We start from the raw sequence: 15,588 nt of genomic DNA on the forward strand, positions 1-15,588 counted from the left end.
TTAGGCCAGAGGGATGACTATAGAAACTTTATAGTGATTTTCATCCTGTTCCACGGACACCATTTCACCCCAGCGTTCCATAATCTGCTGTATAATTTTCAATCCATACCCATGTTTTTGCGTGGGTATTTTTTTGTGATCTGATCTTTTTGTGCACAGAGAGTTTTCACAGGAAAACACAAAATGCTGTTCTTTGCAGTGGAAATCCAGTTTAATATATGGATTTGCAATACCCGGGGCCGAAGCGGCGCTGATGGCATTGTCAAGGATGTTCATCATAAGGCAGCAAAGCTCCGTATCTGTAAGGGGAAGTTTTTCCGGTGCACTGGAACGTATAATTTCTACGGAAATGTCTTTGCCGGCAGCGGTACTGAGTTTTCCGTTAATGATAATATCCAGCACGGGGTTTCCGCTCGCCACTACGGGACGCACATTCTGTACCTGTTCAACTAATTCATCCAGATAATCGTTTATTCTTTCCGGCGTTTCCTTTGCCATTGAGCGGAGCATTTCATAATGTCTGGACATATCATGCCGGAGCATCATCATTTCTTCAGACTGGCGGCGCAGGTTTTCATAGCTTTCCAGCGCGAGTTCATTTCTGGCGGAAAGAATAGCCGTTTCTGACCTTCGCACCGTTTCCTTCTCCAGAATTTCTGTAATCATAGCAAAAAGACTGCAGATCAGGCATAGATACCAGACTAATTTTAAAGAAAAAATGGGTTCCAGCCGGGAAAAATCTCCTGCAAGGCGTGATAATACCTTATTAATATAATCAGGCTGAACCGGAATACTGATTAGTATAAAAACTATGTATCCGGAAATAACCGCCAGAGCAGCATGGGAAAATCGCCGGAAAAATGTATTGCCCCTGTGCCAGAGGAAAAAGGAACAAATAAGCAGTACCGTCATAGCCAGCAGACCAGAAGTTTGTGGGAAAAGCACAAAGAACAGATAAGTGTCTCCATAGGGCAGAACCCTTCCGGTTTGGACAATGGCGCTGAAAATGGCACTCGCCCACTGAAAAGCGGTTATAATGACAAACAATGGACGCAGACGTCCTGCATAGAATGTAAGAAAAGCAAGCAGGGCACCTATGGCCAGATAGAAGGACAGCCTTGACAGGTCGATGGGGACTTCCCCCAGATATTGAATGACAAAATCTGCCTGTATCAGTACGCTGCACATAAGGAAAAATATAGTAAGTGTAAGGACCGGCAGTGAGGGCAGGAAGGTTCCCAGAGAAGCATACCATACAAATGCGGCCAGCAGAAACAACTCCAGAGCGAACAGGAGCACGGCAGGAATCATGGTTTTTGCGGAAGAAGCAATCAGTCCGCTTTCATAAGAATATCCGCAGTATAAAGTAACATCACAGGGATAAACGGTTTCGCTATCTGCCTGTTTTTCGGATAAAGAGCTGCTCGACTGCGCAATGGTAAGTGTGCGTCCAACATAATCCAGAGGCAGTGACACAGTTACCGGTTCCGCCCGGTCATACTCCAGCATAGGCAGCTTAAGGCAGCCAATCCGGTTATCCAGCTCCGGGCAGTCTGTATAAACAAGAGTATCATCCAGAAAGACACTGATGGTCCGGTTGACGACACCAATCTGGAGGGCAGGGCTATCGAGATCTTCTGTCAGTTCACGGGAAAAATAAAACGTCTGTCCGCCATAATCAAGTCCTGTATAACCTCCGATACCATCGGACGTCAATTCTTTCCGATCCTCTCCGTTCTGGATATAAACGGTCCAGTCCTTCGCACCTTCTGACATTCCATCCTGCCCGTCTTCCGTAAAAAAGGAAAAGTCATAAGATACATCTTCCATTGGCCATGTATAATAAAAGACCGCCAGTACAGACGGGACACATAAAACCAAAGATAAAAACAATGCAATTATTAATTTTTGTAATTGCTTCATCTGAAAGCCTCCCTCATATCATGCTGGGTTTAGTGTAACAGGATTTTTTAAAGAATGTCAATGGAGGCGAAAAGAATTGACTGACCAGTTTTGTCATTTTTTCGCCCTGCTTTGCAGATTCGGTGGAAAGTGACTTCTGATTGCATTAAAATTATAAAATATGCAAAGAAATATTGACATGCAGATAGATAGGAGAGGTGCATGATGGAGAATAGATTACCGGTAATGAATGTACATATGTTTGGGGAATTTACGTTGGAATACGGCGGCAGGCGGATTACTTTCGGGCGGGATTCGGACAGCTGGGCCATGAAACTGCTTCAGATACTGCTTTTCTGTGGTGATAAAGGGATTTCACGGGTGAAATTGCTGGAAGATATGTATGATCGGGATGAACTGGCGGATGTGTCCGGCGATCTCGAGGGGGTATGCCGGCGTTTGAATGAGATGCTGGTGAAAGCCGGGCTTCCTGAATATGAGTATATTAAGATAGAAAATGGGGCTTACCAATGGCAGTCCCCAATGGAAGTCCGGACAGATACACAGGAGTTTTCTGACTGGATGGAACAGGCGTACCAGGAGGACACCCCTGCAAGGATAGAACTCCTGCGAAAGGCCTGTGAAATCTACAGGGGGGAATTCCTTCCAGGAGGTTCCTCAGGAGCGTGGGTTCTGGTGGAATCTGTAAAATACAAAAAACAATATACCCGCGCCCTGAAAGAAGTATGCGATTACCTGATGAAACGTCAGGAATATGAGGCAGCCCTTAACCTGTGTACTGCAGCCAGTGAGATATACCCGCTGGATGAGTGGCAGGTGAGACAAATTGACTGCCTTATGGCCCTAAACCGTTACAAGGAGGCCATGCAGATCTATGAGGAAACAACGAAGCGAGTGTTCGAAAAGCTTGGAACCAGTCCATCCGACAGGATGACGAGCCGATACAGGGAGATGAGCAGCATGATGGGGCTCAAGACCCGGAATATCGGGGACATCAAATGCGGTCTGGATGGTGATTACGAAGAAGGCGCACTTTACTGTACTTTTTTCGGCTTTAAGAATAACTACAGGCTCGTGAGACGAATGATTGAGCGTAACGGACAGTCGGTCTACCTGATGCTCTGCACCATTACGGACGGAACGGACAGACTAACGGAGGATAAAGAGCGTTTGGAGGCCATGTCGGATGAACTATACGATTCCATTAAATTTTCTCTGAGAAGAGTTGACTTTTTTACAAAATGCAGCCCCACCCAGTATCTAATCCTGTTGGTGGGAACCAATCAGGAAAATACACAGATGATATACGAACGGATCTTGCGCCGGTTCAGCAAAAAGCACAAGTCATGGAAAGAGTATCTGGATTTTTATGTTTCTACTATCGACGATGTAGAAAGAGACAATTCCCGGATCAGTTTTCGGGGAGACAGCTTCCTGTGGGATTAATCCAATCCTCCTTTTTATATTATACAGAACTTCGTTCTATCAGCTGTGTGGCAATTTCGATCTTGACAGGCTTGGCTCCCTTTTCATTCAGGATGGTGACCAGCCGGCGTGCCGCCATCTCCCCCATATACTGCTTGGGCACGTGGATGGTCGTAAGAGATGGCTCCACGATCCTGCTTAAGGGGATGTTGTCAAATCCTACGATAGAAATATCGCCGGGGATCGAATAGCCATACTCTTTAAAAGCTTTCATCGCTCCTACGGCAATGAGGTCATTGTCTGCAAAATAGCAGGGGGCCAGTTCTTCCTTGTTTTCGAGTATTTCCTTCATATCTGCATAGGCACCGTCAATGGAAGGCGTGAGCATATGTACGATACTCTTTGAAGAGGCCATGCCATAGGATCGGACCGCCTTGAAAAATCCGGAGTTTCTCTCCGCAAAATTTCCGATTGGATAAGAGGACCTTAAATATCCCGGCTGTTTCTTTGTCTTTTTAATCAGATGCCTTGCAGCCAGATAAGCGCCCTGTACATTATTGATCAGTACATAATTACAGTCGACAGTTTCAAAATAGGTATCTAAAAGTACAAAAGGCACCGGCAGTTTTTGAAAAATAGCCAGGTCCTCCGGAGCCATTTCTGTCCCGAGGAGTACGATCCCGACGCAGTCGGAATACTGGATTTCTTCCAGCTGCTCTTCCACATCTCCTTCATCTCCGTAAATATAACTGATTTTCACTTTATATCCCGCTTCTTTGCATCCGAGTACGATTCCGTCGGAAAGTTCGGAGAAGAACGGGGTATCGGCAACAACGGCCCCATGTTTCTTATATAATACAAAATAAATATTTCCGGTGACATTGTGTTTGTCGGATATACGGGAAAAATCATAACCATATTCAACCGCGGCGTCCATAACCATTTTGCGGGTTGCCGTGCTGACACCCGGCTTATTGTTCAGTGCCATTGAGACGGCAGCTGCGGACAGATTCAGTTTTCCGGCAAGTTCTTTTGCTGTAATTGTCATAAGAATATCCTTCCTTTTTTCCAAATCAAATGCTGTAACTTCATTATGAACTCTTTCCTTAATTATTTCAATGCTTAAGTTAATAATTAAGTTAATTATGCTGAATAATTGGATGAAATTAAGCTTCGTGAATTATATACTGCAAGTAACAAAGAAAAGCCACTCACCTGTTCATGGAACAGGACGTTGTTAAGGAGGAAGTAAAATGAAGAAAATTAAGTTAGGCTTTGCACCGACAAGAAGGAGCATCTTCAGTGCACCGGATGCGGTTAAGTTCCGGGGGCTGACAGCAAAACGTCTGGAAGAGCTGGGAATTGATTTCATAGATATTACAGATATCAATGAAGAAGGGCTTTTGTATGACGATCATGATGTCGAGAAAATAGCAGCCAAATTTATTGCAGAGGGTGTTGATGGCCTGATGCTGCCTCATTGTAATTTCGGTACGGAGTATGTCTGTGCAAGGCTGGCGAAGAAACTGAATGTCCCGGTTCTCCTCTGGGGACCGCTGGATGAGCGCCCGGAACCGGACGGAACAAGACTCAGGGATACGCAGTGCGGTTTGTTTGCAACGGGAAAAGTACTCAGAAGATTCCAGATCCCGTTTACATATCTTACAAACTGCCGTCTGAATGACCCGGTATTCGAGCGGGGCTTAGGAGACTTTCTGGCGGTCTGCAATGTAGTAAAAACGTTCCGTAATATCCGGATTCTCCAGATTTCTACAAGACCGTTTGATTTCTGGACAACGATGTGCAACGAAGGAGAGCTTCTGGAGAAATTCAATGTCCAGCTGGCGCCGGTACCGATGACAGAGCTGGTAGAAGAAGTCAGGGCGGTAAAGGCAGAGAAGAGTGAACTGGAAGCGATGACTGCATACATCCACGAGACGATGGACGTGCAGATTCAGGAGCACCAGACAGAAAATGTTGCGGCGCTCGCTGTTGCCATGAAGCACCTTGTAACAAAATATGGCTGCCAGGCTGCGGCAATCCAGTGCTGGAATGCCCTGCAGACGGAACTCGGGGTAATGCCGTGTGCAGCCAATGCGATTTTAAATGAAGAAGGAATCCCGGTTGTCTGTGAAACGGATATCCACGGTGCGGTTACTGCATTGATGGTCGAAGCGGCAGGCATGGATGAGGCGAGGGGGTTCTTTGCGGACTGGACAATCAGACACCCGGATATTGCCAACGGGGAACTGCTCCAGCACTGCGGACCGTGGCCGGTTTCTGTTGCAAAAGAAAAGCCAAAGCTTACCTACCCGCTCGCATTTGATCATCCGGGAAGTCTGACGGCAGAGGCAAAACACGGTGATGTAACACTCTGCCGGTTTGACGGGGATAACGGGGAATACTCCCTTCTCCTCGGAAGAGCAAAAGGAGTGGACGGCCCGAAGGGTATGGGAACTTATCTCTGGGTTGAAGTGGAGAATATCAAGCGTCTGGAAGCGAAGATTGTGGAGGGGCCATACATTCACCACTGTGTAGGAATCCACAGAGATGTTGTGCCGGTGCTCTATGAGGCTTGTAAATATATAGGTGTAAAACCGGATCTGTATGATCCGATTGAGGAAGAAGTAAGGGCATATCTCCGCGGAGAATGATCCTTATTCCAAGTTTGGAACAACGCATAAATAATAGAAGGAAAGGTGAAATTAGAATGAATTTAAAAGCATTGGCATATAAGCTGAGAGAAGACACCGTAGATTTGATCCGTGCGGGAAAGGCAGGACATATCGGCGGGGACATGAGTGTGATGGAAATTTTGACAGAGCTGTATTTTGACCAGATGCATATTAGCCCGGAAAACATGGATTCACCGGACAGGGATTTATTTGTCATGAGCAAGGGACATTCTGTAGAGGCTTATTACTCCGTTCTGGCAGAAAAAGGTTTTTTCCCGAAGGAGCAGCTGCACAAAGAGTTTAGTAAGTTTGGATCAAAATTCATCGGACACCCAAACAATAAACTGCCTGGAATCGAAATGAATTCCGGCTCCCTCGGACATGGACTTCCGGTCTGTGTAGGGATGGCAAAGGCAGGAAAAATGGATGACAGGTCTTACAGGGTCTATACCGTTATGGGCGACGGGGAACTGGCGGAAGGTTCTGTGTGGGAAGGCGCAATGGCGGCAAGTCATTATAAGCTGGATAATCTCTGCGCGGTGGTTGACAGGAACCGTCTGCAGATTTCAGGTGGTACGGAAGAGGTAATGGCGCATGATGATCTGCATGAACGTTTCAGAAGCTTTGGCTGGCACGTAATCGATGTGGCCGACGGCAATAATATCGATGAACTGAAAGCGGCTTTTGAAGAAGCAAAGACAGTGAAAGGAAAACCGACTGTCCTGATTGCTAACACGGTAAAGGGAAAAGGTTCCCCAATCATGGAAAATAAAGCGGCCTGGCACCATAAAGTACCCACGGACGAAGAATATACACAGATAATGAAAGACTTAGAACAGGCAAAGGAGGCAGCAGAATAATGGGAAAAATAGCAAATAAACAGATGATTTGTGAAGTATTGATGGAACATGCGGTTCAGGATAAGAGTATTGTGGCCCTGTGCAGCGATTCCAGAGGGAGTGGTTCTTTTACTTCGTTTGCAGACCAGTATCCGGAGCAGTTCGTGGAAACCGGGATTGCCGAACAGAACCTGGTCAGTATTGCAGCAGGTCTTGCAAAATGCGGTAAGAAAGCTTATGCAGTTTCTCCGGCATGTTTTTTGTCTACAAGAAGTTATGAACAGTGCAAGGTGGATGCCGCATACTCCAATACGAATGTGAAGCTGATAGGCATCAGCGGCGGTGTCAGCTACGGAGCTCTCGGAATGAGCCATCATTCTGCACAGGATATCGCGGCTATGAGCGCAATCCCCAATATGCGTGTCTATATCCCGAGCGATTACCTCCAGACAAAGGCACTGACAGAAGCACTCCTGGAGGATGAGAAACCAGCGTATATCCGTGTCGGAAGAAATGCAGTAGATGCAGTATATGAGGAAAATAACGTGCCGTTTGAAATGGATAAGGCTACATTCGTGACAGAGGGTGAAGACGCAGCGGTCATCGCATGCGGGGAAATGGTTGGTCCTGCAAAAGATGCGGCAGAGCTTCTTGCGAAGGAGGGCATCCATGTGTCCGTGATTGATATGTACTGTGTGAAACCACTGGATGAAGCAGCGGTAATTAAGGCGGCATCTGGCGCAAAGGGCGTGGTTACGGTGGAAGAACATGCACCGTTCGGAGGTCTTGGATCAATGGTTGCACAGGTAGTCTCAAGGGAGTGCCCGAAAAAGGTATTGAATATGTCTCTTCCGGATGCCCCGGTTATTACAGGGACTTCAAAGGAAGTGTTTGATTACTACGGATTAAATGCACAGGGGATTGCAGCCAAAGTAAAAGAAGCGATTGCGTAACCGGCTGCCGGCATATTACAGGAGGCAAAAATGCAGGATCAATATATTATCAGTATAGACCAGAGTACACAGGGCACAAAAGCCTTACTGTTCAGCGGCGGGGGTAAACTTCTGGAGCGCTCTGATTTATCCCACAGGCAGATTGTAAATGAATCCGGATGGGTGTCCCATGACCCGGAGGAAATTTATCATAATACTATCCGTGTTGTGAAGGATCTTCTGGAGAAAGCAGATATTGACAGGGAAAAGGTTGCCGGGGTAGGGATCAGTAATCAGAGGGAAACCTCTCTGATCTGGGATTCTGTAACCGGGAAACCTGCGGCAGATGCCATTGTATGGCAGTGCGCCCGCGCCCAGGGTGTCTGCGAAAAAGTGGAGAAGGAAGGTCATGGAGAGCTGATATGCAGAAGCACGGGGCTGAAACTTTCCCCGTATTTCCCGGCATCCAAGTTTGCATGGCTGTTGGAAAATACAGAAGGAGCGAAAGAAAAAGCAGCAGACGGGAGACTTTGTTTCGGGACCGTTGACACGTGGCTTGTATATAAACTGACGAACGGGAAGGCTTATAAAACGGATTATTCTAATGCATCCAGAACACAGCTGTTCAACATCCATACATTGACATGGGATGAAGACATCTGTTCTATCTTCGGTATTTCACCGGACAGTCTGGCTGAGGTATGTGATTCCGACAGCTGTTTCGGGATGACGGATTTCGGAGGTGTGCTGCCTCATGAAGTTCCCATCAGCGGGGTTCTGGGAGATTCGCACGGAGCCCTGTTCGGGCAGGGGTGTCTGGAACCGGGGATGATGAAAACGACCTATGGCACGGGTTCTTCTATCATGATGAACACAGGTGAAAAGCCTGTCATGAGCACACATGGTGTGGTTACCTCTCTGGCATGGAAGATAAATGGGAAAGTGAATTATGTGCTGGAGGGAAATATCAACTATACCGGGGCGGTCATTAGCTGGCTGAAGGATGAAGTCCAGTTAATCAGCTCACCGGGAGAGACAGAAGGCCTCTGCAGGGAAGCAGAACCAGACGATGAACTCTATTTCATTCCGGCGTTTACCGGACTCGGGGCGCCCTATTGGAACAGCCGTGCAAAGGGGATGCTGAGCGGGATCACAAGAACGACCAGACGGGCCGAAATCGTCCGGGCATGTACTGAATGTATCGCATATCAGATCATGGATATTGTTCAGGCCATGAGTCAGGATGCCGGGCTGGATGCGGTACAGCTCAGAGTCGACGGCGGACCTACAAAAAACCAGTATCTGATGCAGTTCCAAAGCGATGTCCTGGATGCCGAAGTACTTGTGCCGGATGCCGAAGAATTGTCCGGGATCGGAGCTGCCTATGCGGCGGGAATCGCACTGGGGGTATTCGCCCCGGATGTGTTCGAACAGATGAAGAGGGAAAGATATACACCGAAGATGACGGCAGGAAGAAGAGAAAAGAAGATCGGCGGCTGGAAAGAGGCTGTGGGGAAAGTGCTGTAGACAGCTATTAATTGATAAATCGCCTTCATTATGCTATGGTTTATGTAAACACTTTTGTTTATATGAAGAGGATGCATTATGGAAGAATACCGTCACGAGTTTATTGATAAAAATGAAATGCTTGACCTGCATCTGGATTTCTTCATTGATCCCGGGCAGACAGTAATTAATAAGCATTTCCACGACTGGATTGAGATTGTTTATCTGATCCACGGGGATCTGGAGATTCAGGTGAATAACAGGTCAATGAAGTTAAGAGAGAATGATTTTGTCGTGATCAACCCGATGAGTATTCACTCGACACGCTGCATGAACGGGAATACGGCGATTCTGCTTCAGATTCCGACATCGTTTCTGGAGAAGTTCATGCCGGATATCAGGGATTTTTCGTTTGCCGTGGATCTGGAGTCAAAAGATCCAAGGGTGCAGACTAAACTGGCTAATATCCGCAGTACACTTCAGGATTTATGGATTAATTATCAGTTTCAGGCGGAAGGGTACGTGTTTCGGTGTTACAGCCTCATCTTTGAGGTAATTTATATTCTGATCCACTCGTTCTCTTACAAAGTGGACCGGAAGGAACAGCAGAAAAACCAAAAGAATCTGGAACGTATTCAGGAGATTATGGAGTATGTGGAGAGTCATTATACGGAGCAGATTTCGATTGCGGAGATAGCGGGAAGGGTAGGACTTAATGAGATTTATTTCTCCAGATTTTTTAAGGCAAACATGGGGATGACTTTTCTCGAATACCTGAATATGGTAAGGCTGGAGAAGATTTATGTGGATCTTCTGAACACAAACATGCCGGTCAAAGATATCCAGATAAAGCATGGATTTTATAATGATAAGGTTTTCCGCAGGATGTTCCGCGAAGTATACGGATGTACTCCGCGGGAGGCAAGAACACAGTAGCATGGTGTAGTAAAGTAAAAATATGGGTCGATACAAAAAAGTTTGTATCGACCTATTTTTTCGTTTGTTTACATCCTTATATCCGGCCGCCGGAATTGCTAAAATATAACCATAAAAGGAAATGAAAGCTTACGGGGCCCTGAAGCTTAATTACCTGCCTGATTAACAGATGAGAGGAATTAAGGAGGAGTGTTCTGATGGAACAGAAAAAGAGAAAAGGATTATCCATTTTTGAGCGTTTCGCGTTTGGATGCGGAGATGCGGGATGTAACATTATTTATACGGCAATGACAGGGTTTCTGCTTCTGTATTATACAGATTATGCGGGTGTGAATGCGGGGGCTGTCGGTATCATCATGCTGGTTTCACGTGTTTTTGACGGAGTCAGTGATCTGATTATGGGAAATATTGTTGACCGGACTCATTCCAGATTTGGTAAGGCGAGGCCGTGGATTTTAAGGATGTGTATTCCGTTTGCACTTGCAGGAATCCTTCTGTTTTCGGTTCCTGCAAGCTGGGCTTCCAATGCGAAGCTGGTGTACGTGTTCATTACATATAACCTGGTTTCTACGGTGATCTATACAGCCATCAATGTGCCATATTCTTCTTTAAACGCACTGATGACGCAGGACCCATATGAGAGAAGTGTGCTAAGTATATTCCGTAATCTGCTTGCAACAGCAGGGTCACTTTTCATCAATACATTTACACTAAGATTTGTAGAATTTTTCGGGGACAATGCAGCGGCTTGGAGCAAAACATTCGGGGTGTTCGGGCTGATTGCGGTTATTCTGTTCCTGATTAATTTCGCGGGATGCAAAGAACGTGTAAAGCCGGCGGTAAAAGACGGGGAAGAAAAAACGGTTCCAGTCAAGGAAGGGTTTGTTTCCCTCCTGAAAAATAAATACTGGATTATTGTAACGGTCATGCTTGCTCTGATCTTTGTGTCTATGGCGCTGTATGGCGGGGCAACAGTTTATTTTGCAAAGACAGTGCTTGGAGATAAGAACCTTGTTGCGCCAATCGGGAATGCAGTCTATATCGCGCAGATCGTGACAATGTTTATCGTGGCTTTCTTTGTAAAGAAGATGGGCAAAAGAAATGTTATGATAGCGGGATGTGTATTGAACATCATAGGTTTCGGTCTGATGCTTTTGACGGATAATTATGTACTGATTATTGCATGCAGCGTACTGCGCGGTGTTGCTTCGGCGTGCATGGGGGCGACAATGTGGGCGATGGTTTCCGATACGATTGATTACGGCGAGTGGAAGACAGGCAACCGTACAGAGGGCCTTGTAAACAGTGCCTGCAGTTTCGGATATAAGATTGGCAACGGGCTTGGTTCTGCAATTCTGGGAGGTATTATCTCGATGGGCGGTTATGTGGATTCGGCTGCGGTACAGTCGGCAGGGGCGGTTTTCTCAGTAAAACTGGCGTTTGCAATTATCCCGATTGTGATCTATGTGGTCATCATCATTTTACTGAAAGGCTATAAACTGGATCAGGAATTTGACGGGATTATCGAGGATCTGAAGAAACGGGCGGAAGCTTAACATAGAAAGACGAGGTTGAATGTGATGTATATAAAAGGTGTGAATTTAGGAAACTGGCTTGTACTGGAAAAGTGGATGAATCCGGCTTTGTTCGAGGGGACAACGGCAGAGGATGAATATTACCTTCCCAGGCAGCTCACAAAAGAAGTCTATGAGGCGCGGATCAGGGTGCACCGCAGTGAATATATTACAGAACGGGACTTTGCCATTATCAAGTCTTACGGAATGAATGCAGTGCGTATTCCGGTCCCTTACTTTATCTTTGGTGACTGTGAACCCTTTATTGGCTGCATTGAGGAACTGGATAAGGCATTTGGCTGGGCGGATAAGTACGGGCTGAAAGTGCTGATTGACCTGCATACAGTGCCCGGCAGCCAGAATGGTTTTGACAACGGCGGCCTTTCCGGGGTATGTAAATGGGCACAGCAGGAAGAAAGTGTGGAGTTTACCCTGAACCTTCTGGAAAGATTGTCTGAGCGGTATGCTGACAGGAAAAGCCTCTGGGGAATCGAGATTGTGAACGAGCCGCTGACCGCAGCGGTATGGGACACGTTTCAGATTGAAGAGCGTTATCCTGCCGTAGATGCAGAAATGGCAGCAGGCAGTGCGCCGGTATCGTTTGAGTTCCTGAAAAAATTTTATATAGAGGCCTACCGCAGAATGCGTCGATATCTGCCGGAGGATAAGGTGATTGTATTTCATGACGGCTTTGATATTTATGCATGGAAAGACTTTATGAGGGAAGAAGAGTTCAAAAATGTCGTGCTGGATACACACCAGTATCTGATGATGGCAGAGAGTGATGGATGCCCTCAGAATAAAGATGCCTATGTGGAATATATCAAAGAACATTATGAAAAGGCAGTAGATGAGATGCAGCAGTATTTTCCGGTTATATGCGGAGAATGGTGTCTCTTTAACTCACAGGCATGCGGATGTGATACAAAGGGCGGCCAGTCTGTTTTAAACGGTATCGAAGGGGCAGGAGAAGAGACCTATAGTGAGGAAGAAAAGAAAGAGATTTACCGGGCAGTGGCAGAGGCACAGCTTCAGGCATGGAGAAAAGGCAGCGGTTATTTTTACTGGAATTATAAGCTGCTTCTGGATACAGTCAATGAAACAGGATGGATCGGCTGGGATGCGTGGGATTTTGGAAAGTGCGCTGCACACGGCTGGTTTCAGGATGAAAAGGAGGGCGGATTATGATACAGAACCCAATCTTGCCGGGATTTAACCCGGACCCGTGTATTTGCAGGAAAGGGGAAGACTATTATCTGGCGGTTTCTACATTTGAATGGTTTCCGGGAATCCCGGTTTACCATTCCCGCGATTTAAAAAATTGGGAGCTCTACACACACGTTTTGACAGATGATGTGCAGGTTGACCTGAAGAAACTTCCATCTGCGAAAGGAATCTGGGCGCCGTGCCTGACATACTGTGAACAGGAAGATCTGTTCTATGTCGTGTATGGTGTGATGAATTCCATGAATGCAAGGTATTTTGATGTAGACAATTTCGTGGTGACGGCAAAGGATATCAAGGGGCCGTGGAGTGAACCTGTTTATCTGCATTCGTCAGGATTCGATGCGTCCATGTTCCACGATGATGACGGCAGGAAATGGGTCGTGTCACTGGAGTGGGAAACGCGCGAAGGCTATGAGAAACCGGGGGCAATCTGTATGGTGGAATATTCTCCCGAACAGAAGAGCATCCTCGGCTACCCGAAGAGAATCTGGAGCGGCGGAACGGACAGGGGGTGCATTGAGGCACCGCACCTGACAAAACGTGGCAGATATTATTACATCATGTGTGCAGAAGGAGGAACGGGATACAATCATTGTGTCACAATGGGGAGGGCCAAACAGGTCTGGGGACCATATGAAAAAGACCCGAAAAATCCGATCGTGACATCGGTTCCCGGGGAATCCTATGAAAGGCATGACCCGGACCACCTGAAACCGAAGTATTATAATCCAGAGTCTGTCCTGCAGAAATCAGGTCATGGAAGTTATGTGGAAACGCCGGACGGCGAGGTGTATCTTGTCCATCTCACATCCCGGCCATTTGTTCCGGAGCTGCGCTGCACTCTGGGGCGGGAAACCGCGATCCAGAAGATGATGTGGACAGAGGATGACTGGCTTTGTATGGCGGACGGCAGCAATCTGGCGAAGCTGGAAGTGCCGGAAAGCAGCCTTCCCGAATATCCGGTGCCGCAAATCCCGGATTTCGATGATTTTGATTCAGGGGAACTCGGTATCTGGTACTACGCACCAAGGATCATGCCGCAGTCATTCGCAGACGTAAAAGTAAGGCCGGGATACGTAAGGCTCAGGGGACAGGAGTCGAGAACGTCTCTGAATAAGGTCAGCATCCTCGCGAGAAAACTCACAAGTGTGCATGCAAGAATCACGACAAAAATGGAGTTCGTCCCGGAAGTCCACCAGCACAGTGCCGGGCTGATCCTATATTATGACAACATGAACTACATCAATCTCAGAAAATATTACAGCGAAACACTGGGGCAGAGCGCGCTTTCCATCATTCATCTGGAAAACGGGGAGAAGACCGAGTTCCTGAATACGAGAATCCCGGTGGATGATGTTCCCGTATACATGAGACTCTACATCCAGGGCAGAGAATCCTGGTTTGAGTGGAGCTGTGACGGAGAAAATTATCAGAAGATCGGCCGGATATTTGATACGACGAAATTTTCTGATGAATACTGTAAATACGGCGAATTTACAGGGACAATGGTGGGAATAACATGCGCTGACAGGGTGCGGCACCAGCACTATGCGGATTTTGATTTTCTGGAGTATATAGATCTGGGCGAGGGGATTTAACTAATACAATCCTGAATAAAAGCAGAAAATACGAAAATGTCTCCATCCCCCTATATTCCAATGAGTCCGAGCTGCCTTAAAGCCTTTGGAATCCCTCCATGTTCCATAGTATCCGTGACATAGTCAGCCGCTTCGGCCAGTTCCCGGGAGGCATTGCCCATAGCAACCTTGGTGTGGACGACTTCGAACATGGAAAGATCATTATTGCTGTCTCCGAAAGCGTAAGTATCGGCCTTATCAATTCCCAGTACACCGCAGATGACGGCGATAGCCAGACCTTTTGAACATCCTTTTGTAATGAATTCGATCGTTTTCCCTACAAAATCGCCTTCATGGCAGATATAATCAAAGATTGGTTCCAACTCCCGGCAGGCCTTGTCCACCTGACAGCCGGGAGTTTTTTTCGCACTGATTTTACTGAAATGGAGCCGGTCTTCGTTCCCACTGATCGGAAGAAGTCTGGAACCGAGTTCCTTTGTAATCAGATCAGCATACCAATCTACGTCAGTCGTATATTCGTCCTGATCGTAGTACATATAATCTGTGCCCTCCAGAACAGGAACGAACCCGCATTTGCGGAGCGTGTCCACGGCAAATCTGGCATCAGCAGCAGAAAGCTCCCTGTGGAAAATACAGTTTCCCTCATATTCCATATAGGCTCCGAGATTGGTTATCATACCCGAAAATCCCAATTCTTCCACCTTTTTTGGGATGAAAGCCCTGCTTCTTCCGGTGCATAAAAAAGCAAGATGGCCGTTTTGGGTCAGCTTTCGGATGGCCGGCTTTATGTCGGATGGGACTCCTTTTTCGATATCTAAGATTGTTCCGTCTGCATCAAAGAAAACACATTTTCTCATAAGAATATCCTCACAATTTATAATAAGCGCAATACTGAATTTATTTTTATAAGTATGCTGAATTGAAAAAGTAAATTCCAGTGCAGGACTAAATTC

General features: G+C 46.6%; 12 protein-coding genes. 9 read left to right on the forward strand and 3 right to left on the reverse strand.

The window, feature by feature from the left end; translation table 11 throughout:
- The gene (locus tag DWX43_RS21300; RefSeq protein WP_118621767.1) at nucleotides 1-1,923 is read right to left on the reverse strand and encodes a GHKL domain-containing protein; all 1,923 of its coding nucleotides are present in this window, start codon (nucleotides 1,921-1,923) and stop codon (nucleotides 1-3) included.
- A gap of 201 nt (nucleotides 1,924-2,124) precedes the next feature.
- Between DWX43_RS21300 and DWX43_RS21305 the strand changes: the two genes are divergently transcribed.
- Entirely contained in the window at nucleotides 2,125-3,369 is a 1,245-nt protein-coding gene (locus tag DWX43_RS21305; protein WP_118621768.1) for a bacterial transcriptional activator domain-containing protein, read from the forward strand.
- A gap of 19 nt (nucleotides 3,370-3,388) precedes the next feature.
- On the opposite strand, the gene DWX43_RS21310 is transcribed toward DWX43_RS21305, so the two are convergent.
- On the reverse strand, nucleotides 3,389-4,396 hold the full coding sequence (locus tag DWX43_RS21310; protein ID WP_118621769.1) for a LacI family DNA-binding transcriptional regulator: 1,008 nt from the start codon (nucleotides 4,394-4,396) through the stop codon (nucleotides 3,389-3,391).
- Between the two features lie 205 nt (nucleotides 4,397-4,601).
- On the opposite strand from DWX43_RS21310, the gene DWX43_RS21315 reads away from it, so the two are divergent.
- The 8 genes from DWX43_RS21315 to DWX43_RS21350 all read left to right on the forward strand — a co-directional run bounded on the left by DWX43_RS21315 (nucleotide 4,602) and on the right by DWX43_RS21350 (nucleotide 14,635).
- Nucleotides 4,602-6,002: an L-fucose/L-arabinose isomerase family protein gene (locus DWX43_RS21315; RefSeq protein ID WP_118621770.1), complete on the forward strand. Its 1,401-nt coding sequence runs from the start codon at nucleotides 4,602-4,604 to the stop codon at nucleotides 6,000-6,002.
- Between the two features lie 56 nt (nucleotides 6,003-6,058).
- Complete coding sequence (locus DWX43_RS21320) at nucleotides 6,059-6,883, forward strand: transketolase (protein ID WP_118621771.1); 825 nt, start codon at nucleotides 6,059-6,061, stop codon at nucleotides 6,881-6,883.
- Nucleotides 6,883-7,815 carry a transketolase C-terminal domain-containing protein gene (locus DWX43_RS21325; RefSeq protein ID WP_109731366.1) on the forward strand — a complete coding sequence of 311 codons (933 nt, stop codon included), beginning with the start codon at nucleotides 6,883-6,885 and terminating at the stop codon, nucleotides 7,813-7,815. The genes DWX43_RS21320 and DWX43_RS21325 overlap by 1 nt, the downstream gene beginning before the upstream one ends.
- A 30-nt stretch (nucleotides 7,816-7,845) precedes the next feature.
- Nucleotides 7,846-9,321, forward strand: a complete 1,476-nt coding sequence (locus DWX43_RS21330) for a glycerol kinase (protein ID WP_118621772.1) — start codon at nucleotides 7,846-7,848, stop codon at nucleotides 9,319-9,321.
- Between the two features lie 78 nt (nucleotides 9,322-9,399).
- On the forward strand, nucleotides 9,400-10,236 hold the full coding sequence (locus DWX43_RS21335) for an AraC family transcriptional regulator (protein WP_118621773.1): 837 nt from the start codon (nucleotides 9,400-9,402) through the stop codon (nucleotides 10,234-10,236).
- Nucleotides 10,237-10,433: 197 nt separating this feature from the next.
- A complete protein-coding gene (locus DWX43_RS21340; RefSeq protein WP_118621774.1) occupies nucleotides 10,434-11,792 on the forward strand; it encodes an MFS transporter in 1,359 nt (452 codons plus the stop codon).
- A 24-nt stretch (nucleotides 11,793-11,816) separates the two neighbouring features.
- The gene (locus tag DWX43_RS21345) at nucleotides 11,817-12,998 is read left to right on the forward strand and encodes a cellulase family glycosylhydrolase (protein ID WP_118621775.1); all 1,182 of its coding nucleotides are present in this window, start codon (nucleotides 11,817-11,819) and stop codon (nucleotides 12,996-12,998) included.
- Nucleotides 12,995-14,635: a glycoside hydrolase family 43 protein gene (locus DWX43_RS21350; RefSeq protein WP_118621776.1), complete on the forward strand. Its 1,641-nt coding sequence runs from the start codon at nucleotides 12,995-12,997 to the stop codon at nucleotides 14,633-14,635. Before DWX43_RS21345 ends, DWX43_RS21350 begins: the two co-directional genes overlap by 4 nt.
- Nucleotides 14,636-14,685: 50 nt before the next feature.
- Here the strand turns inward: DWX43_RS21350 and DWX43_RS21355 are convergent.
- Nucleotides 14,686-15,588, reverse strand: a 903-nt coding sequence (locus DWX43_RS21355) for an HAD family hydrolase (RefSeq protein WP_330582299.1), incomplete at its 5' end; no start/stop codon positions are given.

The sequence above is a fragment of the Clostridium sp. AF19-22AC genome, assembly GCF_003479085.1.
Taxonomy (GTDB): Bacteria; Bacillota; Clostridia; order Lachnospirales; family Lachnospiraceae; genus Faecalicatena_A; species Faecalicatena_A orotica.